Below are 25653 nucleotides of genomic sequence, written 5' to 3' on the forward strand. Positions count from 1 at the left end.
GCAACGGAAATGTGTGGCCGTGTTGCAGACCGCTGTGTACAGATTCATGGAGGAGCTGGCTATATCAGTGAATACAGTATTGAACGTTTCTATCGGGATGTACGCCTGTTCCGTCTTTATGAAGGAACCACTCAGATTCAGCAAATTATTATTGCACGCAACATGATTAAAGAAGTGTCTTCGTAATGAGGACATGATAGGGATAAGGCATCAAAGCTAAGATGCCTTTTATTACAAGGAAATGGAATGATGGATCAGGCTGTTCAAAAAACAGATAACACAACAAATGCAAAAGTCTGGAAATTTGCTTTTATTTTTTCCTTCCTGGCTTTATTGGTTGATGGCGCTGATATTGCTTTTTTATCTTATAGTCTAACCAGTCTGAAAGCTGAATTTGGTTTAAGCAGTATACAGGCAGGCGCACTCGGAAGCTGGACACTGGCAGGCATGGCAATTGGTGGCTTCTTTGGTGGCTGGGCCTGTGACCGTTTTGGACGGGTGCGGGTTATTGTTATTGCAATTACCTTATTCTCGTTGCTGACCTGCTGGCTGGGCTTTGCACAAAGTTACCAGCAATTTGTGACACTACGTTTTATTTCAGCGATTGGTTTAGGGGCACTTTACATCGCCTGTAACACCTTAATGGCTGAATATGTGCCCACAAAATATCGCTCGACTGTATTAGCTGCCCTTATGACTGGCTGGACCTTGGGTTCAATTGTAGCTACGGTACTTGCAGGCTGGCTTATTCCTGAATTTGGCTGGCGCATGCTGTTTTATATTTCAATTATTCCTATTGTTCTGGCAGTAGCCATGCACTTTCTGGTGCCTGAACCACAGTCATGGAAAGATGCACGTGCCCAGCGCCTCACCACTATCACTTCAGTAGATCAGAGCCAACCTAAACCTAAAGGTGCTTTCAAGACAATTTTTGCAGATGTCATGAACCGCCGCATGTTCATCCTATGGTCATTCAGTACTGCTTTTCTACAGTTCGGCTATTATGGGGTAAGTAACTGGTTGCCAGCCTATTTAGAATCCGATCTTGGTATCAAGTTTAAAGAAATGACGATGTATATGATCGGTACATTCTTTATCATGATCTGTACCAAAATTATTGCAGGCTATATTGCAGACCGGATTGGACGCCGTGCTGTATTTGCCTTCGGTACAATGGGCACAGCAATCTTTATTCCCATCATTGTATTTGGTAATACACCTGACAATATTTTATGGCTAATGCTGTTATTCGGTTTTCTGTACGGTATTCCATATGGAATCAATGCAACTTATATGACAGAGAGCTTTCCAACCAAGGTTCGAGGTACAGCTGTAGGCGGTGCATACAATATTGGCCGTCTGGGTGCAGTACTTGCGCCGGTTACTATTGGCTACTTTGCACAAGGCGGTTCCATCGGTACAGGTCTGTTGATTATGGGTGTAGCCTATTTTCTTTGCGGTTTAATTCCAGCCTTGTTTATTAAAGACCGTTTATATAATCCTCAAAAGGCAGAGTAATGGTATTTACCATTGCTCTTTTTTTATATTTGAGAAGGTAAAAGTTCAGATGATCAATAAAATCACTCCGGATATTGAAACGATTTTAAAGGGTATTCCAGACGGGGCCAGTATCATGACCAGCGGCTTTGGACTAGCTGGACAACCAGTTGAACTCATTGAGGCCCTGATTGACTTTGGGCCACGCGACCTGACCATTATCAATAATAATGCAGCCTCAGGTGACCGTGGTCTGACCAAGCTATTAATGGCTGGACTGGTCAAAAAAATGATCTGTTCTTTCCCAAAAGCTAATAATACCAAAGTATTTGATGAACTTTATAAAGCAGGAAAAATAGAGCTGGAGCTAGTACCACAGGGCAATCTGGCCTGTCGGATTCAGGCAGCTGGTGCAGGGCTGGGAGCAGTATTTACTCCGACCGGTTATGGGACCAAGATTGCTGAAGGTAAGGAAACCCGTATTATCAAAGGCAAAGCTTATGTACTTGAATATCCGATTGAAGCTGACTATGCACTGATCTATGCAGACAAAGCAGACCGTTGGGGTAATCTAACTTATCGAAAAGCTGCGCGAAACTTTGGACCCCTTATGGCTAAAGCTGCAGAGATCACAATTGCTCAGGTTCATGAAATTGTTGAGCTGGGTACATTAGATCCTGAGTGTGTCGTCACACCAGGAATTTTCGTTCAGCATGTATTTCAGTTACCAGGAGGAGGCGCATGAGTATCCAGAAGCGTACACGTGAGCAAATTGTACAGTTAATTGCACAAGATATCCCCGATGGTTCTTATGTGAATCTAGGCATAGGTCTGCCAACAAAAGTTTCTAAATACCTGCCAACAGACCGGGAAATTATTCTGCATTCAGAAAACGGTATATTGGCTTTTGGTGCACCACCAGAGCCAGGACAAGAAGACCCTGATCTCATTAATGCAGGAAAAGAATTTGTCACCTTACTGGATGGTGGCTGTTTTATGCATCATGGTGACTCATTTGACATCATGCGCGGTGGGCATCTGGATATTTGTGTGCTTGGGGCTTTTCAGGTTGCAGTGAATGGTGACTTGGCCAACTGGCATACTGGTGAAGCAGATGCAGTACCAGCTGTAGGTGGTGCAATGGATCTTGCAGTCGGCGCAAAAACTATTTTCGTATGTATGGAACATGTGACTAAGCATGGTGAGCCTAAAGTGGTTAATACGCTGACTTACCCGGTAACAGGGGAACAATGTGTGAACCGGATTTATACTGATCTCTGCATTATTGAACTCAGCAATGGCAAAGCATTAGTTAAGGAAATAGTTGAAGGCTTAAGTTTTGAAGAATTGCAGTCTATGACTGGATGTGCACTTGCCGACGCCAGAACTTAAAAAGCTTTTTATACGGATTTAATATCTTTAAGGATTAAAGAATGAAAAAAATGATTTTAGCTGCAGCCTGTGCTGCGGCCTCAGGGAGTATTTTCGCCGATTCTACCGAGCAGCGTATTTTACTGTTGGAAAATGAATTACAGCGCTTAAAGACCGAGCTTAAAGAGCAAAAGCAGCAACAAAACGTTCTGCAAGCACAACAGCAGGAAGATCGGGCTTTAACACAGAAAATTAATACTTCCTCATGGAAAGACAATGTCGACTTTTATGGCATCTTGCGTATGGATGGTGCTGTAGACTTTAAAAGTACAACAGGCCGTTCAAGCGGTGGCCGTACCAGTAATAAGATTAATAGTGTCCCTTTTGATGGAGTTGAGGGAAACCGTTCAGACTTTACCGTAGCCGCCAGCCGCTTTGGAGTAGACATTAATCATCTGGGGGGACGTAAAGATGTTAAAGCCAAGCTGGAAGCTGACTTTTGGGTGGACAGTGGTAAAGGTGACGGTAAACTCAGAATACGTCATGCTTATGTCAGTTTTGATGACTGGTTATTTGGCCAGACATGGTCGCTTATGTCGAATATGGAAACAATTACTGAGTCAGTTGATTTTACCCAGTTACTTGGTGCTTCAATCCTGCGTGATCCGCAAGTCCGCTATCAGTGGCAGTTTAGCCCCGCACATACATTGCAGATGGCTCTTGAGTATTCAGGTGAAAGAACTTCAGAATTTCCAAGCCTGACCAGTAAATACACTTACAAGAATGGACCGTTGCATTTGATGGGGCAGGGCTTCATCAACGAGAAGCAGGCACAAGCTACCACTGGTGATATTGAAAAAGTCAGTTGGGGTGTAGGAGCGGGTGCCAAATATAAATTTAATGCTCAGCAATCAGTTCAGGCGAACTATTACCATGTAAAAGGTGACCAGAAGTTTGTATTTTATACCAATCAGGGTTCAACCTCGGATAACGCAAACTGGGGCGGCGACTTCTCTGTAAATACAGATAATAATGAGATACTGTTAAATGAATTTGATAGCCTGAGTATTGGTTACTCTCATAAATTTAATGACCAGTGGCGAGCAAATATTGCAACTTCATTACTGCAATATGATGATAATAGTGCATATGCCAAAGCCAATCCAGAAAGTAATAAACACCTAACTGACCATGTAGTTAATGCATTTTATACCCCAGTGGAGCACGTAGATCTGGGCGTAGAATATCATCATGGTAAACGTGAAAACTTTGCAGGAAAAGAGGCAGATATTTCACGTATTAATATGTCAGCACGTTATAAGTTTTAGTTTAACCAGACAAGGATGTCATTTATGCAAAATAGCCAGCCAGAACATTATGACCTGTCACGAGGTCTGATTCTGATGCTGGCAATTACCTGCGGTTTATGCGCAGGCTCGAATTATTTTAATCAGCCATTGATATATTCAATTTCAGAAAGCCTTTCAGTGAGTGCAGAACAGGCAGCCTTTACAATTGTGATCAGTCAGCTTTCATATGCTGCCGGTTTATTTGTATTGGTTCCCTTAGGAGACCTTTTTGAGAAACGGGGTTTTATCTGCCTGCTCATGTGTTTAACCGGAATTGCCCAGATTGGACTTTCCATGAGCCATTCAGTTTCTGTACTTTATGGTTTTACATTTTTAGCCACATTCTTTTCTATAGCAGCTCAGGTACTTATTCCCTTTATTTCCAATCTGGTATGTCCGCGTAAAAGTGCTGAACTTGTCGGTATACTGATGAGTGGTTTACTGATGGGAATACTTTCCGCCCGAACAATAGCCGGGTTAGTCTCTACCATGTGGTCTTGGCACTATATTTATCTGGGTAGTGGTATAACCATACTTTTATTTGCACTGGTGATGTGGAAACGTTTGCCTCAATCCAATAAAGTATCTGGCTTAACAATATGGAAAATTTACCAGTCTTTATTCAGCTTTGCTGTTCATGAACCCCATCTGATCCGTAGGGGTATTGTAGGAGGACTCGGCTTTGGGATGCTTACTCTTATCTTTACAACGATGACCTTTCTTTTAGCAAATGCTCCTTACCATTTTAACGATTTTCAGATTGGCCTTTTTGGAATTGTAGGTTTAGCAGGGGTTTTTGCTACACCTTGGGCAGGTAAACTCATCAGCCGTGGTCAAGATGACCATGTAGCACGCATATGCATCTGTTTATTAATCATATCTTGGTTACCACTCTATTTTGCTCAGCAATCATTATGGATTTATGGAGTAGGGGTGATTTTAGCCTATTTTGGGCTTTCTGCCTTGCATGTATTAAATCAGAATCTGGTTTACCGGATTTCAGCTACAGCACGTTCAAGGATTAATTCAATTTATATGACGATGTACTTTGGTGGCGCAGCCATAGGTTCATTTTTGGCGGTCTTTTTCTGGAAACATGGAGGCTGGCAAGTATGTGTAATATTAGGAGTCTGCATCGCATTACTCATTTTTTTATTTGATCGCTATGATTACCGAGCAGTGAAGCAATCTACGATCCCTCAGTAAGATTTATTGCTCTACTAAAGTAATAGCCTAAGTAAATTAATTCTCAATTAAATAGCCTAAGTATAGTTTTAAATTTTTAAAGCAAACCTCTCAACATAAAGCTCATAAAAAAATTCAAGAACGATTGGTAATCATAAGAGTAGCTGAACCAAAAGCATAAACTTTATCACCCTCATCAACTATACGAGCTTCAGACGTTAAAATATTACGTCCCGTATTAATTACATCCCCAATGGCAATATATGTTTTATATTTCTGTAAAGGCCGAATCATTTTGACATTCAAATCCAGTGTCGCAAAACTTACTCCATTCTCAACAGTTGTATGAACTGCACCTCCAGTTGCTGTATCTAGTACTGTGGCACAGAAGCCACCATGAATTAAACCCTGTAAATTAAGATGACGTTCATCTGGTGTAACTGCATATTTAATATGACCAGGCTGCACATCAATAATACGCATAGGAATCGTTTGAGCCATAGCAGCAGGACTCTTGATTTTCCCATTCTTTATGGCCATCAGAAATTCAAATCCATTTTTAAATTCCATATATTCTCCAAAATAGTTTATTTAAGTCTTTATTATATTTTGCTAAATAGAAATTAATTTCGCAATAAGAAATTTTCATATTTTATTAACAATAGTTGAGAAAGCTAACTGTTAAAGCTTAAACCAGCTGATCAAGAATATTTTTATGATCTAAGATAGAGTTATACTGCGTTTAGAATGAATTGATATTAAAATCGTGCTGTGCTGAATAGGGCATATGTTCAGCTATAAAGTCTTCAGCAGGAAAGCTGGTTAAAAAATTTTGAGCTTCTTGATGGGTAGCTTGTAACCAAGCTAGACGTAGCTCGGGTGAAATCACTACAACAGAACGTTTTTCTTTTCCTGGCTTATGAAACTGTGACATTAATGGATGCTTCTCAGCATTTATAGTGAGCATAGACATAGAATGTATAAACTCTTTTTCAAGTTTTGTGCGCTCATAAATTGCTGCTATTGTAAAAGGTTGCCCATCTTTACGATAAATTCCCCAGCGTTGTGCTTTTCCCTCGATATAGCGAGACTCAAAAAATACTTCAACTGGAATGAGTGCAAACTGGTCTGATTTCCACGCATGTCTGAAACTTGGTTTCTCACTTGCACTTTCACTCCGGGCATTAAAAGTTTTTTGTACTATTTTTAAATCCTCTGCCCAAACCGGAACCAGACCAAATATGGCACGGCGCCATTCAGGCTGTTGTTCTGGAGCAATAATGATCGGACTCCGATCACTAGGGTAGACTTCAGCCTGATAGTCAAATGTCATTTGCGGTAAATCTAGTAAATGTGCATGTTCAGGTCGGATAGGTAAATAATTAGCACACATAATGCTCTACTATATTTATAATTTCTTATCTACTTTAAAATTACTCGAAATAGAAGAACAGCTAGCTATATAAAAAGTTGCAGTATAGATATATAAAATAAAATTTTTGCTAACCAAGACAGGTTGAGAGAAAATTATTTTTTAAAATAATAGCGAACCAGCAGAAGAAGGATGATAGTAACTATTAGCATGATAGCTGTAGTAGAATCAAAAAATTGCATAGATACTTTTACCTGATAATTATTTTTAAAGAATACCAGATGTCAGCAACTGTCTGGTATTCTACAATAGAATAAATTAATTCCAAAAGTTAGCGATGATATTCCTGCTCAATGGCTGTAAGTTCTTGCGCATAATGTTCCAATTTGTCCGATAAAATTTTTAATTCGTTATCACTGTAGTCATTATCAATAAGAGTGCGATAAATTACTTCCAGATTATCTCTCACAGATTCATTTTTATTAGAAAGTTTGGCATACCATGCTGAATCGACCCCATAGTCCATCCTTTCATCATTGCCTGTGGAATGAATAAACAGGTTGCTCTGATATTCTTTATTCCCTGCATTATTCAATTTTTCCGAAATATTATAGGCACGAACCTGTAAATCTTTAATGCGGTCATGTAGTTGATTTTTAGTTATGCTCATAATTTTATTTCCTGTCATTACTCTATTCTTATTAGTGACTATGAAGACAGCTTTAGACTATTTCAATTATAAGTTGTTAAGTTTTAACAGGTCGTTAACATATCCAAACTAAGCATATTATACTTTTCATCCCGCTAAACCATCTTCACTCTTTGAAAGTTTCTGTTAATGCTTGCTGAACTGCTTCTACACGACTTTTACAAGCCTTATAGGCTCGCATAGATTCTTCTACAATCTCCATCAGATTATCAATGTCTGGTTCTTCCTGAGTTTCCAGAAACTCGGCATTCTTTTTCAAGATCTCATAACCCTGTTTAAAGCTGAGTTCTTCATTCTTCATTTTGACTTCCTTTTACAATTTCTGCCTGAATCTTACCATCCTGCAGCTCGAGCTGTATATTTTGTATAACATTTAATTGCTGCACAGAACGAATGGCCCTACCATTATACCGGACAATTGCATAGCCCTTATTCAAAATATGTCTTGGATTTTGCAGTAAGATCTCTTTTAATAGGCTGTCAATATGTTGTTTAGTCTGACGAACTTGCTGCTGGGCACAGCAATGGACCACATCCTTTAAAACGTCTAGGGTTTTGGCTGACTCAGAAAGCTGGCTATGAGATAAAGTTCTGATTAAACGCATATATTGATCATTTTGACTCTGATAAACCATAAGCTGATATTGAGATAAAGTCTTAATACGCTGAAAGGTATTTTGAACCTGCTGTACGTTTTCACTGATAGTATTTCGAATTCCTGCAATAACCTTACTTGGGGTATCAAAAGAGCGATGGGCAATTTCATCCAGAATAGTCCGGTCTTTTTCATGGCCGATACCTACCCATACGGGAACCGAACGTTTGCATAAAAGGGCAGCCAGTTCATAATCATTTAAATAGGCCAAATCATTTACAGCACCGCCACCGCGAATAATTACAATCAGGTCAGGAGGGTAGTTAAAATCATTAGCCCAGTGTTTCAGAGCACTACGTAGAGCCTCTATAATACTTTTTGGAGCTGTTTGGCCCTGAAATGTAGCTGTTTGATAGATGAAATTGCAGACACCATATTTTTGTAGTACATCAGCATCTTTTTTAAAGTCACCTAAACCGGCAGCCTGTTGTGGGGCAATAACCAGTACATGCTGGATATCAAACGGCGTAACAAGCTGACGGTTTCGTTCGATCAGTCCTTCCTGAGTTAACCGTTCAACCAGTTGTTGATATTGTCTGGCGATATCACCTAGGGTAAAGCTGGAATCTATATCTTCAATATTGACTGAAAACCCATATTGCGGATCAAAACGAGCCTTGACCTTAATAAGCACATTTAAGTCTTTAGACAGTTCTATTCCACTTTCACGCTCGAATTTAAGCACAATGTTTGCCGCACTAAATTTCCAGATGGTTGCCCGGCAACTAGCAATGACCTTATCGCTCTGCTGTTCTTTTTCAGCAAGTTCCAGATAATAGTGGCCACCTTTAATATTTAAATTACGTATTTCTGCCCTGACCCAAACGGACTCGTCAAAAGTCAGCTGAATAATTTCCTGTACGCCAGATAAATATTCACTTAAAGAAAGTTGTGGATCAGCCATAGGTCTCTGGTTAGAGTAAAACGTAATTAAAAAATATCAGGAATATTATAAATCATCTGTTGAATAGTCGTGAGAATGGCTAAAAAATTTAAGCTTAACTATAAAAGGGACTTATATGAACATCACGCTAGTAAAGCTTCTCAGATGTAACAATCAAAAGGTTATGTTATCTCTGCACAAATATTTTGTTACTTTTTATAGGACAAAAATTCTGTTTCTTTAAGAAAGCTTATAACGCTCTTTGAAAAGAGTATATTGAATTTCATCATTACTGTTTAGGAGTTAAGGACATGCTTAAACAAGTATTGAAATGCTGGTTATGCTTTCATGTCTGGTCATTTACTAAACAAGATGGACATAAGCTCAAGCAATGTCATAAATGCGGAACCATTAAAGACCAGTTCGAATTCTAACTTAATGCTGTCTTTTAAAAATAAAAGCTGAAGTAACTGATAAGGATTACTTCAGCTTTTATTTTTCATATCTATTTAGAGAAAGATTTTTATTTAGGTATTTAATACCTAAAATGCAATTTCTAATTGCAAAAATCTTTTCTATTAANNAAAAATTAATAGACCTCCAGGGAGGCCTATTAACTCATTATACTCTAGTGTTAATATCAGTCTGGCAAGGCATAAGCGATTAAATAATCACCCATTTTGGTTCCAAAGGAACCATGCCCACCTGCCATAATAACTACATACTGTTTGCCATTTATTGAGTAGGTCATAGGTGTAGCCTGACCACCTGCCGGTAAACGGGCTTTCCATAGCTCATCACCATTGGAAACATTAAAGGCACGGATATAGTTATCCTGAGTACCTGCAAGGAACATCACATTACCAGCAGTTGAAATTGGCCCACCTAGCATTGGTACACCTAACTTAAATGGCGGTAATGGAATACCTGGCAGACTGTCACGGATTGTACCTACACGTTTCTTCCATGCTATCTGATGGTTATCCAGATCTACACCGGCGATATAACCCCATGCTGGTTGCTTGCAAGGTAAACCTAAAGGAGAGAGGAATGCATTAATTTCTACGCCATACGGAACACCGTATTGTGGTTGAATGCCTGACTCTGTGCCTGTACCTTTTACTCCACCTTCAGGCCAGATCGGATTACCCGGACCACGTGGAATGAGTTTAGATACGAATGGTAATGCCATTGGATTCATTACGGCCACCTGACGGTCCGGATTCACAGAGATACCACCCCATTCAAACATACCAAGATTACCTGGGAATACGATGGTTCCATTTTCAGAAGGAGGTGTATAAGGGCCCTTATAGTCCAGGCTATGGAACATTACACGACACATTAGCTGGTCAAACATAGTCGCGCCCCACATATCTTTATCTGTCAGATGATTTTTAGGGCGGAAGGTAAACTCGGAAATCGGTTGAGTCTTAGATACCCAATCACCTTTAGCTGCACCTTGTGGAACCGGTTCTTCATGAACAGGAACTACCGGCTGGCCAGTACGGCGATCCAGTACAAAGATATGACCGGTTTTTGTCGGTGCATAAATTGCAGGCACTATTTGACCATTTTTAACCTTTACATCAACAAGAGTAGGCTGTGAAGGCACATCCATATCCCACAGGTCATGATGTGTAGTCTGGAATGACCAGACCAGTTTACCTGTGCTTGCATTGAGAGCTACTACGGCATTTGCATAGCGTTCCATTTGTGGTGTGCGGTGACCACCCCAAATATCTGGGGTAGAAACACCAGTTGGAATATAAACGATATCCAGTTGAGAGTCATATGCAAGCGGTGCCCAGGCATTTGGCGAGTTATGTACATATGTACCACCAGTCGTCGGCATGGCATTTGGATCGGCTGCGCCTGTATCAAATACCCAGAGCAGTTTACCTGTATTTACGTCATAGCCGCGAATAACTCCTGAAGGCTCTTTAATTGACAGGTTGTCGGTTACAGAACCTGCAATAATGATCGTACTGCCAGTTACAATAGGAGGCGAGGTTGGGTTATAGCCGCCCGGATAAGCATTTGGCATATAGAGCTGAAGGTTAACTTCACCATTTTCACCAAAATCTGTACAGCGCTGACCATTATCTGCATTAATAGCAACAAGGCGCCCATCATTAACAGGCAAGATCACCTTACGTGGACATATCGCAGAGGTAGACGTACGGCCCTGCAGGCTTGTAGCAAACTCGGCAGTATTATTCTGATCATAGTAAGAAACACCCCGACAGGTTAAATGCTGAAAACTTGGATCTGTTTTGAGTTTTGGATCAAAACGCCATTTTTCCTTACCTGTAGCGGGATCAAGAGCCACCAGAAACTGGTGGGTAGTACAAATATACATGTTATTGCCAACTTTAATTGGCGTCACCTGATTTGTAGTTTCTCCAGAGTCCTTGTCAGTTTTAAAGTCACGGGTCCGATAGGTCCATGCGACTTTAAGATCTTTAACATTGTCAGCATTGATCTGAGCTAGGGGAGAATAGCGCAAACCTGACTGGGTACGACCATATGCCGGCCAGTCTTCAGGGGGTATACCAGGAAGAGCTTGCCCTTGAGCTGGTTGCTGTGCTTTTAACTCACCATGAATCTCTTGCGGGTCATTAAATATTGAGTAAATCATGACTAAAATCGTCAAGGCCAGTACTGCACCCAAAGCCATGATTGCCGGCTTGCGATTTATAAAGTTGTAGGTAACCGCTGGAATTAACAACCAGAGACCAAGCAAGCCTAGAATATCCAGACGCGGTGCAAGGGCCCAAAAGTCGGTTCCAACCTCCCAGATGGCCCAGATTACAGTTCCAAGCACTAAAGCGGCATATACCAGTAATGCTGAAATTCTGCCTTTATATAGCAAGAAGGCAGTAAGTAACATAAGAACGGCAGCAATAATATAATATATCGAGCCGCCAATTGCGGCGAGCCATATACCGCCGATGAGCAATCCGATTCCGATAATTGTAAAAATGAACACGGTAATCAGATTCATTTTTGACCTTGAAGATGCACGATTCATTTTCTGTGATCTCCTCCTAATTTTAAGTTTTTTAGTGAGTTAAGCATTTTCATCAAGATAGAACAGGGTTTGTCAAACCCTTTAATCAGAATCAACATATAATTAAAAAGCAGCCTGTAGTTTTAAACCACCGACCCAGACATTTTCGCCATTCTTATAACCACCGACATGACGGATGTACTGAATATTCGGGCGAAGAGTAAGCCAGTTTGTAGCGTGAATACCGTAGTAAAGCTCGGCATCATATTCTTCATGTTGACCGGTTTGGACCTTGTCATTCACAGAAATCCGGCCAAATGCTATAGCGAGCTGATCATCTGGGCGTTGTAAGCTAAGACCGGTATAGACCAGACCAATATTTTGCATGTTATCTATAGTATTGGTTGCATCATCATGCAGGGTAAGATTAATAAACCCTTTCAGACCACGATTCGAATCAGGTTCAGGCTGGGTAAGTTTCTGCTGAATTACTGCCCACATTCCCTGTTTATGGCTATTTTTTATAGGGTTTTCAATTTCTTCTACATCTGCGGTACTATAGTAATAACCAAGGCGGTATTCGCCTGGTAACTGTTGTAAAAACGCTCTAGGCTGCCAGACCAGCTCTACAGGAATAATTGCACCTTTGGAACCATCTGTACTCAAGTTAAATCCTTTACTACGTTTCAAATTTTCAGGGTTATATTCATATACTCCTACTTGGCCATAAAGTTCTGGCTGCACCTGGTATTTAACTCGCATGGCCCATTGACTCACAGGCCAGTTATACCACTGGTCACCCACCCAGTTACCTACCTGTGAACCACAAAAAGTAAGATTCTGGAAATCACAGTCAAAACTGTTAAAATCTTCGCCTTCACCGAATCGGCCAACTTTAATATCTAACTTCTGGTCTAAAAACTGTTTTTTTATCCATAAATCAGTCAGACGCCAAGTTTGCCCACGTCCCCAGACTTCCTGTACTGAACTCAAATGTCCTTGTAGGGCCTCATGTGTCTGCGAAAGTGAACGGCCATTCCGGTGAGTAACAGTAATCTGGGCTTCTGTATCTTCCCAACCTATAATTTTTTCCAGATCAAAATGTGCGCCTAGAGCAAACTGGTCGGTGTATTCAGTTTTATGTTTATCATTATTCTTTGCATCTATAAGGCTTGCCATTTCACCTGTATAACCCAAACTAAATTGATAGCCTTGCTGTTCAAGCTGAGTTCTGTTGCTATTCCAGTCGCCCAACATCCAGGGAGATTGCATAGAAAATGCAGGTACAGCTGCGTAGAGACCGCTTGAAGTTAGCAGACCACCCAATAAGCCAAAAAGACTTACAAAGTATTTACTTTCAGTAGGCATTATGAATATCCTGAACAATATTTGTAATTGTTAATAAAGAGAAGTATGAAACTTTCAAAAAATAAAATGTAGGTATAAGATTTTTCTATGTATTCTTTTTATATATTTAAGTTAATAAATATTAACAATTCTTAAATATTCTATAGTTGTGAGATAATAAAAAGTTTTTTATAAAAAATAAGTAGATAGACGATTTTCTATAAGCATTTTATTTTAAGTAAAAACTCTAATTTAAAATACGAAATTACAGTAAATAATGCTTAATATTCTATACAGAAGCGATATAAATTTAAAAAAAAGCCCGTATAAAATTACTTTACATTTCTTTCAGATTTATGCAAGTTTAAAAACAACTGATTAAAATATGAAGAACAATATGCAAGATATTAATGAGCCGAAAATTAATCTTCCTGAAGAGATAAAATTAGAAGACGGAACAGTTATCCCAGTTGGTGACATCAGCTATGAGGCTTCCTATCTGGATGGAACCCATGATCCGGAAAGTTTTAATGGCTATATTCTTACATTTGAAGTATCAGGAAAGGGAATGGCCGCAATTCGGATTATCCCAAGTATGACTGATCCAGATGACGCCGAGCACGGAGTCAACTATACCGAATTCACTGAAGATGATGAAGCCGGTATCGACCTTTCACCTGAAACCGCCAGCCAGATTCGAATTACACCAGCAGAAGAAGATGATCTGGTTAATGAAGATGACTACGGCGACGGAAATGAACACGATGGGGGTGTAGTACCAGAGGACTATAATAATGAGGATATTGAAGATATAAATGATATTATAGACCGCTAGGTTACTGAATTATAAAATTAATCTTAGTATCTTTAAAAACGTTTCATGAGATAAAAAGTTTTGCTATAAGAACTTTTTATCTCATTTTTAATAGTAATCCAAATAACTTCCCGGAGCCAATATCAGCATTGAAGTTTGTATATACAACTTTGACCAAGTTGGTGGAAATCCGAAGAATAAGAATCAAGCTGTTCCCATTTCAGCATTTTTTCAGTTAACCATATAAAATCGGCTAGTTGGGGCTGAGCAGACTCACCAATAAAGTTCTGTATAATATTTTTTATAAAATAAAATTTGTCTACGTGTATCTCAGCAGAACATTGAAACCGGATAATATTGTAATGAATAAGTAGTTGCCAGATTTGCTGATAATCTTGCATTTGTTTTAATTCATATTGTGCCTTTTGAATAGCCTCGACTAAAGCGGTTAATGTATTTGGATGCTGGCTAGCCCATTCGGCCGTTACTGCCAATACTTTATCGGCGACTTTAGGAATAATGGTTTGGCTTGAAGTAATTATTTTTGAATAACCTTGTAATTCTCCTTGGGTATTCCAAGGCTCACCTGCACAAAAACCATCAATTAAGTGATTAGAAACAGCCTCAACCATATACGGCGGTGGCAGAGTCTTTAATTCAAAGTGCTGGGCGGCTTGTTCATCGGCCAGAGCCAGCCATTCTCTTAAACAATAATGATGAAGCGAGTATTTAAAAACCTGCGCTAATTGAATTGGACGTCCCTGTAAGTAAGCTTGCACTACTTTTTGTGCAGATTGTTGTGCTGTATCACTAGAATTAATATTCAGTTCAAAATACAGTTTCTGGCTTAAACTGATATAAGCCTGATTGGTACTTAGTATTAATGGTGTTTGAAAAGGTATCCCTGACTGATCAAGACCTATTGCAGCAGCAGGTAACATTGCAGAAAGACAATGTGCAGCATCGAGAAAACCAAAAGCTAGCCGATCACGCAGACTGGCCCATGATGGTTCTTTAACCAGCTGGACATTTAAACCAGTTTCTGTAAAAAAGCCACGATGTTTGGCCCATAAAATAGCAATACAGTCCAGTAATGGTATATAGCCTAGCTGAATATCTGTTTTTTCAAGCTGTTTCATAACCTAATCCTTTAATCTGGTCTGTAATAATTGCTGTGCGTCAAGAAGCCTTCTGGCCATTTTACCCATGGTCATACGATGGCTCATGGCATTTTTTCTTAACAGGCGAAATGCATCTTCTTCACTGAGATGATGCATTTGCATGAGTAGCACTTTGGCTTTTTCAATATCCTTACGGTCAGCCAGTTTTCCTTCGGTTTCTTTTAAGGCATTAAGCAATTTTCGGTGTTTTTTAAACTGTTCAATCGAGATCTGCAAAATACTGTCAAGTTTGGCCGGATCAATCCCATCAACGATATAGGCGGTTACTCCAGCATCGATAGCACTTTTAATCGTATCCTTGTGGCTATTTTTGGTGAAAAGAACAGTAGGCAAATCAAAATGGCTGACACAGTTTTCAATAATATCTCGATGCGGATTTTGTATATCAAGCAGAATTACATCTGCGTGCAACTGCTGCAAATAAGACATATTAGAGTGGTCAATAACAAGACAGGCCACCACATCAAAATGATGTTCCAGCAGAGAAACTCTAATATATTCTGCTCGCTCCAGGTCATCATCGATTAAAACTATTTTAAGTTTTGACATGCAACACTCGGGTTGTGTCTCTAACAATTGTTAAAGATCTAAAGCAATTAGAATGCCAATCTGATATAAAAATTTAAGACACGATGATTAAAATTCAATGGAGAAATACAGAAAATGCAGAATAAGTGCTCTTTGCTTTAACCCTCTGCACCTTAATAATGCAATTCTTAGATTCTAACCGGTAAACTTATATAAAATTAAAACTATTAAAATTAGTTAATTGATAAAAATTAAATAAAATCAATAGAATATAAAACAATTTTTAAAATTGGCATATTAACTGCATATTACTGAATGGGTCAAAGAAGACTCTCAAAATTTGTAAGACGGCCAACGACGTCCGCTCTGTTCGAATCTGTAAGGTGGCAACACTAACAGACCAGTCCATGCGTTCAGTTCAGGTAGGAGATGGCTTATGTCTTCAAATTTAAATGCTAAAAAAGCAACAAAAATAAGTCTATTTAACTTTAGTACTGCAGCGATGCGGGCCTTCCATATGAGTTGGCTCGCATTTTTTGTCTGCTTCTTTGCCTGGTTTGCCTGTGCACCGCTAATGCCAGTTATTGCAGGAGAGTTTCATCTGACCAAAGACCAGATAGCCAATATTAATATTGCTGCAGTTGCAATCACCATTCTCGTAAGACTCATCGTTGGTCCTTTATGTGATAAATACGGCCCGCGCAAAACTTATACCGCATTACTCATTATTGGCAGTCTTCCAGTCTTTGGAGTAGCCTCTGCCAACAGTTATGAATCCTTTCTGTTCTTTCGTTTACTGATTGGCGCTATTGGTGCCAGCTTTGTAATTACTCAATATCACACCAGCATCATGTTTGCATCCAATGTAGTAGGTACCGCCAATGCTGCCACAGCTGGCTGGGGAAATGCCGGTGGTGGAGCAACTCAGGCGCTCATGCCGCTGCTTCTTGCTGCATTGGTAATGTTTGGAGTTGAACAGACCTTAGGCTGGAGAATTGCGTTAATTGTTCCAGGGGTGATGATGCTAATTGTTGGGGCATTGTACTGGAAATTTACCCAGGACTGTCCACAAGGCAATTTCAAGGAACTGCGGGCAGCAGGTGTACAGGTCGGAAGCGAGAAAAAAGGTGGCATGGCGATTCTGCTGCATGCGGCACGTAACTATCGGGTCTGGATTTTATTTGGGGCCTATGCAGCCTGTTTCGGAATTGAAATTTTCATACATAACATCGTGGCGATGTATTACGTCGAACACTTCAGCTTCGGCCTTAAAGAAGCCGGTATGGCAGCAGGCATATTTGGCTTGTTGGCATTATTTGCGCGTGCTTTGGGCGGCATTGTATCTGATAAGGTGGCAATTAAAAAAGGACTGGATGGACGTACTAAAGTGCTGTTCGCCATGATTCTGATGGAAGGTCTGTTTTTAATTTTATTCTCGCAAATGAATAGCGCCATGCTTGCCATTCTGGTTATGACCATTTTTGCACTCTTTACCCATATGGCTTGTGGTGCGACTTATGCACTGGTGCCATTTATTGACCGTGATGCTTTAGGAGGCGTGGCAGGCATTATCGGAGCAGGGGGTAATGTTGGTGCAGTCGCAGCAGGCTTCTTGCTTAAAGGTATGCTGGATATACAAACCTGTTTAATGATGCTGGGCGGACTGGTTGTGATTGCCGCAAGCTTTGTACTGATGATTCGTTTTTCGGTCGAACATAAGGCCAAAGAGCAGAAGCTGTTTGAAGATGCTGTTCTTGAGCGCAACAAAACAGCTTGAATCATACAAAAAAGAATAAAGGAGAAAGAATATGAAATTGGTAATGATTGGCCACGGTATGGTCGGACATAAATTTATTGAATCTGTGCTTGAGCAGATAGATGACGAGGTTGAAATTACGATTCTGGCAGAAGAGCCGCGTCTGGCATATGACCGTGTTCATTTAACTGAATATTTTAGCGGTAAATCAGCCAAGGATTTAACCCTTTGCCGTACAGACTTCGCCGATGCTTATGGAATTGATCTGCGATTAAGCACTAAAGCCACTGCGATTGATACAATTAGTAAAACAGTGACTACCAATCATGGCGATGTGATTGCGTATGACAAACTGGTTTTAGCCACCGGTTCCTATGCTTTCGTTCCACCGATTCCGGGTAATGATCGTGAAAACTGTTTTGTTTACCGTACGATTGAAGATTTGGACGCGATTCGTGCAGCTAGCCTGAATGCCAAAACGGGTGTGGTGATTGGTGGTGGCCTTTTAGGCCTAGAAGCTGCCAAAGCTCTGCGTGACCTGAATCTGGAAACACATGTTGTAGAATTTGCACCACGTTTGATGGCAGTTCAAATTGATGATCTGGGCGGAAAGGTTTTACGCTCAAAAATCGAAAATCTGGGTGTTCAAGTTCATACCCAAAAAGCGACTTCAGCCATTGAAGAGGGTGTGAATGCCAAGCATGTGATGAAGTTTGGTGATGGTGCAGAACTGGAAACTGACATTATCCTGTTTTCTGCAGGCATCCGTCCACGTGATGAATTGGCACGTCAAAGCGGGCTGGCCATTGGTGAGCGCGGCGGGATCATGATTAATGATTATTGTCAGACCTCCAATCCAGATATTTACGCGATTGGTGAATGTGCGCTGTGGAATAACAAGATTTTTGGTTTGGTCGCTCCGGGCTATGATATGGCGCGTATTGCTGCTAAACATGTACTGCAGGAAGAATGTGCTGCATTTGCTGGCGCAGACATGAGTACCAAGCTGAAACTGATGGGTGTCGATGTCGCATCTGTAGGTGATGCACATGCCATGACTCCAAATGCACTCAGCTATTTCTATGCTGATGAAGCTGCGATGGTTTATAAAAAAATCGTGGTCAATGCAGAAAAAACCAAGTTGCTCGGTGCAGTACTGGTCGGTTGTGCCAAAGAATATAACGACCTGCTGCAAATGATGCTGAATGGTCTGGACATACCGGAAAATCCAGAAAGTCTGATCATGCCAGGCTTTGATCAAGCTACTGCGAAAGCAGGAGGTAGCGGTGTTGATCTACTCCCAGACAGCGCAACCATCTGTTCATGTAATAACGTGTCTAAAGCGGATATCTGTTCTGCGATTGCTGATGGTTCCACTTCACTCGGTGCGCTAAAAAAATGCACCAAAGCGGCAACGGCATGTGGTGGTTGTGCACCGCTGGTAACGCAAGTATTAAAATCTGAGTTACAACGTCAAGGCGTAACCGTGAATAACCATTTGTGTGAACACTTCGCTTATTCACGTCAGGAGCTGTATCACCTGGTTCGGGTCAATGAAATCAAAACTTTTGATGATCTGATCCAGCAACACGGTCACGGTCTGGGCTGTGACATCTGTAAGCCAACAGTAGCAAATATTCTGGCTTCTTGCTGGAATGACTTTGTCCTCAAACCAAGCCATGCTGGTCTGCAAGACAGTAATGACTACTATCTCGGTAATATTCAAAAAGATGGTACTTACTCAGTAGTTCCTCGTATGGCTGGCGGTGAAGTTACGCCCGATGGTCTGATCGTGATTGGCCAGATTGCCAAAGAATATGGTCTGTATACCAAACTGACGGGTGGTCAGCGTGTCGATATGTTTGGTGCACAAGTCCATCAATTACCAGAAATCTGGGAAAAACTGATCAATGCTGGTTTTGAATCGGGTCATGCTTACGGTAAATCCTTACGTACCGTGAAATCTTGTGTCGGTAGCACCTGGTGCCGTTATGGTGTAGATGATTCTATCGGCCTGGCCATTTTCCTGGAAAACCGTTACAAGGGCCTACGTTCTCCGCATAAAACCAAAATGGCAGTATCCGGCTGTACCCGTGAATGTGCTGAAGCTCAGAGCAAGGATGTGGGCGTCATTGCCACGGAAAAAGGCTGGAACTTATATGTATGCGGCAATGGCGGCATGAAACCGCGCCATGCTGAACTGCTCGCCTCAGATCTGGATACTTCCACTTTAATCAAATACATCGACCGTTTCTTCATGTTTTATATTCAGACAGCCGATCGTCTGCAACGTACTTCAGTGTGGCGCGATAATCTGGAAGGTGGCCTGGACTATCTGAAAGATGTCATTGTGCATGATTCACTTGGTATTGCTACTGAACTGGAAAGCCGTATGCAGCATGTGATTGGCACTTATCAGGATGAATGGCGTACTGCAATTGAAGACCCTGAAGTTCGTAAACGTTTTAAAACCTTTATTAATGCAAAAGCTGAACAGCAAAACGACCCGCATATCCAGTTTACAGAAGTTCGCGGCCAGATTCGTCCAAAAACAAAAGCTGAACGTGATACAAACCGTATTGCAGTAGTGGAAGCCTGATTCAAATAATAAAGGAGCAAGAAGATGACTATTTTTAAAGACATGAATGAACTGAATTGGGTAGAAGTGTGTGCACTGGACGACATCACCCCAAGTACTGGTGTAGCAGCATTAGTAGAAGATCAATCAATTGCGATCTTCCGTGTGGGATCAGAAAAACGAGTATATGCGCTGAGTAACCAAGACCCATTTAGTAAGGCCTTTGTGATGTCACGCGGCATCATTGGTGATTTACAAGGTGAGCGCGTTGTCGCTTCACCCATTTATAAGCAGCATTTCAGTCTGGCGACGGGCCGTTGTCTGGAAGATAAAGACCAGAAACTGCTGGTATTCCCAAGCAAAATTGAAAATGGCAAGGTATCCATTAGCCCTGTGCCACAAAAAACCTATATTACCAATAACGGCAGTTCTCAGGAAAAGATGAAACTGGTTTTGGTGGGCAATGGCCTGGCGGGCATGCGTTGTCTGGAAGACCTGCTGGATATGGCGCCAGATCGTTATGAAATTACCGCGATTGGTGAAGAACCGTGGGGCAACTACAACCGTATCATGCTATCACCTGTACTTTCGGGTGAGAAAACCATTGATGACATCATGCTGCATCCGCATGCCTGGTATGCCGACAAAGACATTCGCCTGATTGCCGGTGATCCGGCAGTCCGCATTGACCGTCCGCGTAAGCATGTTTATACCGAAAAAGGTGAAGTAGTCAGTTATGACCGCCTGATTCTTGCCACCGGTTCTAAACCATTCGTTTCACCAATTCCAGGTAGTGATTTAAAAGGCGTACTCAGTTTCCGTGATATTTATGACGTCAACCAGATGCTGGCCTATTGCAAGACTAAAAAAAATGCGGTGATCATAGGCGGTGGTTTGCTTGGTCTAGAAGCAGCATATGGACTTAAACAGCAGGGCATGCATGTTACTGTGCTGCACCTGATGGACCGTATCATGGACCGTCAGTTGGACATCAAAGCCAGCCAAATGCTGAAAACAACGATTGAACAAAAAGGTATTCATATTCTGACTGAAGCCGATACCGAAGAGCTGCTTGGTATTGATGGTCATGTCACTCAGGTCAAACTCAAAGATGGTACTGTGCTGGATGCTGATCTGGTGGTATTCGCTGTGGGGATTCGTCCAAACATGGTCTTGGCACAAAGTGCAAGTCTGCGTTGCAACCGCGGTGTATTGGTGAATGACACCATGCAAACTTTTGATCCAAGTATTTACGCGGTAGGTGAGTGTATTGAGCACCGTGGTCAAACCTTTGGTCTGGTTGAACCACTATGGGGCCAGGCATTCATTTGTGCATCTCATCTGGCCGAGCATGGCAGCCTGATTTTCAAAGCGCCAACAGTTCCAACTCAGCTCAAAGTCAGTGGTTGTGATGTGTTCTCGGCAGGTGACTTTGAACCGAAAGAAGATTTTGAAGATATCATATTAAATGATGAAAAACGTCAGATCTACAAGCGCATTATTATTCAAAAGGATAAAGTGATTGGTGCAGTGTTGTTTGGCGACACTGAAGACGGCGCCTGGTATGCGGAACTAATTGCAGATCAAACCCCAATTACAAATATTCGCAACAAGCTGCTTTTTGGTCGGGATTTTGCATTAAAGAAAGCAGGTTAAAAAATCAATTTGTCATGGAAAAAAACAGGACACGCAGAAACGTTATCTGCAACTGTTTAAGCCAAGACAACATAAGAAAATGAATGTTTCTGAAAGCTTTTTGATAAATGATGGATTAAGGCGAGTTTTGTGGATGACAATAGTTTTGCCTAATTTTCCCGAAAGAAAAGTAGGTCGAACCGAATGTTCATTCAGAAAAATGAGTCGAATTGAAAAGACACCGTTGTAATGAACCCCTTTTAAAAGAATTAAATAGCCCGTTACAAAACTTAAGGAGCATCCATGAACAGTATTCCCATTGTGGAACTTGAAAGCTCTACAGACTTAAAAACAATAACTACGCAAACGACCTGTCCATACTGCGGCGTGGGCTGTGGAGTAACGGCACATGTGACGCCAACACCATCAGGACTGAAAGTAGCGATAGAAGGCGATGTCAATCATCCTGCTAATTATGGCAAGCTCTGCATTAAAGGCAGTAATCTGGCAGATACTTTGGGACTGGAAACCCGTGTCCTAGAACCGATAATCGGGCGTAAAGATCAGCAAGAAATCACTAGCTGGGATACTGCGACTTCTATTATTGCCAAAAAATTTCAGCAATGTATCGATCAGTATGGACGCGACAGTATTGCCTTCTATGTATCGGGCCAATTACTAACTGAAGACTATTATGTCATCAATAAATTTGTTAAAGGCTACCTCGGTACAGCTAATATCGATACCAACTCACGACTTTGCATGTCATCGGCAGTTGCCGCGCACAAGCGCGCCTTTGGTGAGGATATTGTCCCTGCGAGTTATGAGGATTTTGAACATACCGATATGGTAGTACTAGTGGGTTCCAATACCGCATGGTGCCATCCGGTGCTGTACCAGCGCATTATGAAAGCCAAAGAACAGCGTAACCTGTTTGTAGTCGTAGTTGATCCCCGCTTTACCAGCACCTGTGAAGCTGCGGACTTGCATTTGCCGATTTTACCCGGACAAGATGTGGCACTGTTTAATGGTTTATTGCAGTATCTCTGGAAAAATGGTCACGTAGACCAGAAATTTATTGCTCAATATACACAAGGCCTAGAACAGACTTTAATACAGAGTGAAACTGAATCTTCTATTGAAGCAGTGGCTCAGCGTACTGACATTACTGCTGATAAACTGCGAAACTTTTATGAGAAATTTGCCCAGACCGACAAAGTCATGACCCTGTTTTCGATGGGGGTGAATCAGTCTTCTCAAGGAGTAAACAAGGCTAATAGTATTAGCAACTGCCATTTATTGACGGGGAAAATTGGCAAACTGGGTGCCGCACCATTTTCTATGACCGGACAACCGAATGCGATGGGCGGGCGTGAAGTGGGTGGACTGGCCAACATGCTGGCAGCCCATCTGGAGCTGGAAAATGAAAGCCATCAGCAACTGGTGCAAAATTTCTGGCAAAGCCCCTATATTGCCAAGCAGGCAGGGCTAAAAGCCGTTGATTTATTTCAGGCAGTTGAAAGCGGCAAGATTAAAGCAATCTGGATCATGGCGACCAATCCAGTTGTGAGCATGCCGGATGCCGATCAGGTCAAACGAGCTCTGGAAAAATGTGACTTTGTGGTGGTGTCGGATATTTGCCAAAATACAGATACCACTCAATATGCCGATGTCTTGTTACCTGCACTTGGTTGGGGAGAAAAAGATGGCACCGTGACTAATTCGGAACGTCGTATTTCCAGACAGCGTGCTTTTTTAGATATACCAGGACAAGCCAAAGCTGACTGGTGGGCCATCAGTCAGGTGGCTCAAAAAATGGGATTTAGTGGTTTTGATTTTAATAATAGCCATGACATTTTTCTGGAACATGCCCGATTATCTGCCGAACAAAATTCTCATTTAAGTCAGCGATCTGAAACACCATATTTCCGTTATTTCAATTTAAAGGGTTTAACCGATTTAAGCTTGGCTGAGTACAATGAGCTAAAACCAGTGCAGTGGCCAGTGTGGAGCAAAGATCAGGCAGATGATTTAGTCACTCGACTATATAGCCAAGGTCAGTTTAGCCATGCCGATGGCAAAGCTAAATTTATTGCGGTCTCTGCAGTAGATCCATTTTATCCAATCTGTAGTGAATTTCCTTTAATTTTAAATACTGGCCGGATCCGAGATCAATGGCATACCATGAGCCGTACCGGACTCTCTGCCAATTTAAGTACACACCGTGCTGAACCGTATTGTGAAATCCATCCGCATGATGCCTTGAAATACGGGATTAAAGATGACGAGCTGGTAGAAGTTAAATCCAGATGGGGAAATTGTGTTTTACGTGCAATGGTCAGTGACAATATTCGCCGTGGACAGGTCTTTGCACCGATTCACTGGAATGACCAGGTGGCCTCTGACGCCAGGATCGGCAAGATCGTGAATCCGGTAGTCGATGCTATTTCCGATGAGCCAGAATTTAAACACACACCAGTGCTCATACAACCCTTTCATATTCAGTGGCAAGGCGTATTTTATGTACGTCAGGGTTTTGAAAAAACCGTGCAATCGTCTATTGAAAATATGGTTTGGTGGGTAAAGATCACCACCACCAAAGCTCTCCGTTATGAACTGGCAGATCGTCAAAAATTCGCTCATACTACTGAGCATTTAAAAGAATTATTCCCATTTCAGGATGAAAGTTTTGAATGGCTAAATCTTGAAGATCAAACTGCTCACATCAGCCATACTGTAGTACTGAAAGAAGGTCACTTAATTGCCAGCCTGTATATTGCACCGAAGGCTTTATTACCAGACCGGGACTGGATAGCCAACCTGTTTAAACGTGAACGTTTAAGTGCCATGCATCGTAAAGCCTTACTCGCCGGGCAGCCAATGTCCATGGTGAATAATGAAGGTCCCTTGGTGTGTAGCTGTTTTAAAGTCGGTAAAAACCGCATTATTGAAACCATTAAAACTAAAAATATTATGGATGAAAAACAGATAACTGCATGTTTAAAAGCTGGAGGAAATTGCGGTTCATGTCTGCCTGAAATCCGTGGTCTGATTAAAGCATGCCAAATGGAGGCGGTAGAATGAAAAAAGGGAGCAAGAGAGAAAATAATAAAACAGTTTATCCGCGTACTGATCTGGTGATACTAGCCGGTGGACAGGCCAGACGGATGAATGGCATCAACAAACTGTTGCAGAAATTTGATGAACAGATTCAGCTGATTAAAATTTATCAACAACTGAAACCAAATATTGCACAGGTCTGGATCAATAGTCATCGTGACTATTCCATCTATCAAAAAATTATTCCAAATATTTATTATTATCAGGATGATGAGACCGGTTTTCAGGGGCCATTAATGGGCATGAAAAGTGCTTGGACGCATGTGCAATCAGACTATGTGCTATTTGTACCCTGCGATGTAACCTATATCCCATCCAAAGTACTGCTCAAGCTACATGTGGCTCTAGCTAAAAATAATCTGGCAGAAGTCGCTTATGTCGAAATCAATGGTAAGCCACTTTATCCATTTTGTCTGGTCAAGCGCAGCAGCTTGGTAACCCTGAATTTACATATTGAACAAGAACAGCGCAGTCTTAAACACTGTTTTAGTGATTTGCACGCTCAAGTCGCATGTTTTAAAAATCATGCCCTATTTTTTCACAGTATTAATTCGCTGGATGAGCTGCAACAGTATCAGCAGCTCAAATTTCTGCACTAAAACTGAATATTTTTCTTTTAGCGCAAAGTTGGAACACTTATTGCAAACCTGATTATTACAA

22 protein-coding genes are annotated in these 25653 nt (G+C 41.2%); 13 read left to right on the top strand and 9 right to left on the bottom strand.

The window, feature by feature from the left end:
* The 6 genes from B3R63_RS05545 to B3R63_RS05570 form a co-directional block, all read left to right on the top strand.
* A partial coding sequence (locus tag B3R63_RS05545; protein ID WP_286729015.1) for an acyl-CoA dehydrogenase family protein occupies window positions 1-186 on the top strand: 186 nt, incomplete at its 5' end.
* A gap of 60 nt (window positions 187-246) precedes the next feature.
* The gene (locus B3R63_RS05550; protein WP_017401237.1) at window positions 247-1518 is read left to right on the top strand and encodes an MFS transporter; all 1272 of its coding nucleotides are present in this window, start codon (window positions 247-249) and stop codon (window positions 1516-1518) included.
* A 49-nt stretch (window positions 1519-1567) separates the two neighbouring features.
* Window positions 1568-2242: a 3-oxoacid CoA-transferase subunit A gene (locus tag B3R63_RS05555; protein WP_101161302.1), complete on the top strand. Its 675-nt coding sequence runs from the start codon at window positions 1568-1570 to the stop codon at window positions 2240-2242.
* Complete coding sequence (locus tag B3R63_RS05560; protein WP_005407282.1) at window positions 2239-2889, top strand: 3-oxoacid CoA-transferase subunit B; 651 nt, start codon at window positions 2239-2241, stop codon at window positions 2887-2889. Before B3R63_RS05555 ends, B3R63_RS05560 begins: the two co-directional genes overlap by 4 nt.
* Window positions 2890-2930: 41 nt before the next feature.
* Complete coding sequence (locus tag B3R63_RS05565; protein WP_286729019.1) at window positions 2931-4196, top strand: DcaP family trimeric outer membrane transporter; 1266 nt, start codon at window positions 2931-2933, stop codon at window positions 4194-4196.
* Window positions 4197-4220: 24 nt separating this feature from the next.
* On the top strand, window positions 4221-5423 hold the full coding sequence (locus B3R63_RS05570; protein ID WP_286729021.1) for an MFS transporter: 1203 nt from the start codon (window positions 4221-4223) through the stop codon (window positions 5421-5423).
* 114 nt (window positions 5424-5537) lie between these two features.
* Here B3R63_RS05570 and B3R63_RS05575 read toward each other — a convergent pair whose 3' ends face one another.
* From B3R63_RS05575 to xseA, 5 genes are all read right to left on the bottom strand, one after another.
* On the bottom strand, window positions 5538-5972 hold the full coding sequence (locus tag B3R63_RS05575; RefSeq protein WP_286729022.1) for a PaaI family thioesterase: 435 nt from the start codon (window positions 5970-5972) through the stop codon (window positions 5538-5540).
* A gap of 172 nt (window positions 5973-6144) precedes the next feature.
* The gene (locus B3R63_RS05580) at window positions 6145-6795 is read right to left on the bottom strand and encodes an SOS response-associated peptidase (protein ID WP_286729024.1); all 651 of its coding nucleotides are present in this window, start codon (window positions 6793-6795) and stop codon (window positions 6145-6147) included.
* 310 nt (window positions 6796-7105) lie between these two features.
* Window positions 7106-7444, bottom strand: coding sequence for a hypothetical protein (locus tag B3R63_RS05585; RefSeq protein WP_286729025.1), 339 nt, complete (start codon window positions 7442-7444; stop codon window positions 7106-7108).
* A gap of 145 nt (window positions 7445-7589) precedes the next feature.
* Complete coding sequence (gene xseB, locus B3R63_RS05590; protein WP_286729027.1) at window positions 7590-7784, bottom strand: exodeoxyribonuclease VII small subunit; 195 nt, start codon at window positions 7782-7784, stop codon at window positions 7590-7592.
* Entirely contained in the window at window positions 7774-9042 is a 1269-nt protein-coding gene (gene xseA, locus B3R63_RS05595; RefSeq protein ID WP_286729029.1) for an exodeoxyribonuclease VII large subunit, read from the bottom strand. Before xseA ends, xseB begins: the two co-directional genes overlap by 11 nt.
* A gap of 290 nt (window positions 9043-9332) precedes the next feature.
* On the opposite strand from xseA, the gene B3R63_RS05600 reads away from it, so the two are divergent.
* Window positions 9333-9455, top strand: a complete 123-nt coding sequence (locus B3R63_RS05600) for a hypothetical protein (protein WP_005404932.1) — start codon at window positions 9333-9335, stop codon at window positions 9453-9455.
* Window positions 9456-9661: 206 nt separating this feature from the next.
* Here B3R63_RS05600 and B3R63_RS05605 read toward each other — a convergent pair whose 3' ends face one another.
* Window positions 9662-12055 (bottom strand): glucose/quinate/shikimate family membrane-bound PQQ-dependent dehydrogenase, encoded by a 2394-nt coding sequence (locus B3R63_RS05605; RefSeq protein ID WP_286729031.1) that lies wholly within the window; start codon window positions 12053-12055, stop codon window positions 9662-9664.
* Between the two features lie 102 nt (window positions 12056-12157).
* On the bottom strand, window positions 12158-13402 hold the full coding sequence (locus B3R63_RS05610) for a carbohydrate porin (protein ID WP_101161322.1): 1245 nt from the start codon (window positions 13400-13402) through the stop codon (window positions 12158-12160).
* Between the two features lie 364 nt (window positions 13403-13766).
* Between B3R63_RS05610 and B3R63_RS05615 the strand changes: the two genes are divergently transcribed.
* Window positions 13767-14216, top strand: coding sequence for a hypothetical protein (locus B3R63_RS05615; protein WP_005404068.1), 450 nt, complete (start codon window positions 13767-13769; stop codon window positions 14214-14216).
* Between the two features lie 122 nt (window positions 14217-14338).
* Here the strand turns inward: B3R63_RS05615 and B3R63_RS05620 are convergent, their stop codons facing one another.
* Together B3R63_RS05620 and B3R63_RS05625 are read right to left on the bottom strand one after the other, a co-directional pair.
* Window positions 14339-15334 carry an ABC transporter substrate-binding protein gene (locus B3R63_RS05620; protein ID WP_286729035.1) on the bottom strand — a complete coding sequence of 332 codons (996 nt, stop codon included), beginning with the start codon at window positions 15332-15334 and terminating at the stop codon, window positions 14339-14341.
* 3 nt (window positions 15335-15337) lie between these two features.
* Window positions 15338-15925, bottom strand: a complete 588-nt coding sequence (locus B3R63_RS05625) for an ANTAR domain-containing response regulator (protein ID WP_005025959.1) — start codon at window positions 15923-15925, stop codon at window positions 15338-15340.
* Window positions 15926-16340: 415 nt separating this feature from the next.
* On the opposite strand from B3R63_RS05625, the gene B3R63_RS05630 reads away from it, so the two are divergent.
* The 5 genes from B3R63_RS05630 (at window position 16341) to mobA (ending at window position 25592) form a co-directional block, all read left to right on the top strand.
* Complete coding sequence (locus B3R63_RS05630; protein WP_005407370.1) at window positions 16341-17681, top strand: MFS transporter; 1341 nt, start codon at window positions 16341-16343, stop codon at window positions 17679-17681.
* A 31-nt stretch (window positions 17682-17712) separates the two neighbouring features.
* Window positions 17713-20259, top strand: a complete 2547-nt coding sequence (gene nirB, locus B3R63_RS05635; RefSeq protein WP_286729037.1) for a nitrite reductase large subunit NirB — start codon at window positions 17713-17715, stop codon at window positions 20257-20259.
* Between the two features lie 24 nt (window positions 20260-20283).
* The gene (nirD, locus tag B3R63_RS05640) at window positions 20284-21894 is read left to right on the top strand and encodes a nitrite reductase small subunit NirD (protein WP_286729039.1); all 1611 of its coding nucleotides are present in this window, start codon (window positions 20284-20286) and stop codon (window positions 21892-21894) included.
* Between the two features lie 282 nt (window positions 21895-22176).
* Complete coding sequence (locus B3R63_RS05645) at window positions 22177-24957, top strand: nitrate reductase (RefSeq protein ID WP_286729041.1); 2781 nt, start codon at window positions 22177-22179, stop codon at window positions 24955-24957.
* Complete coding sequence (gene mobA / locus B3R63_RS05650) at window positions 24954-25592, top strand: molybdenum cofactor guanylyltransferase (protein ID WP_286729043.1); 639 nt, start codon at window positions 24954-24956, stop codon at window positions 25590-25592. Before B3R63_RS05645 ends, mobA begins: the two co-directional genes overlap by 4 nt.
* Window positions 25593-25653: the final 61 nt, after the last annotated feature.

It is taken from the genome of Acinetobacter sp. UBA1297, assembly GCF_002307755.1.
Lineage (GTDB): Bacteria > Pseudomonadota > Gammaproteobacteria > Pseudomonadales > Moraxellaceae > Acinetobacter > Acinetobacter radioresistens.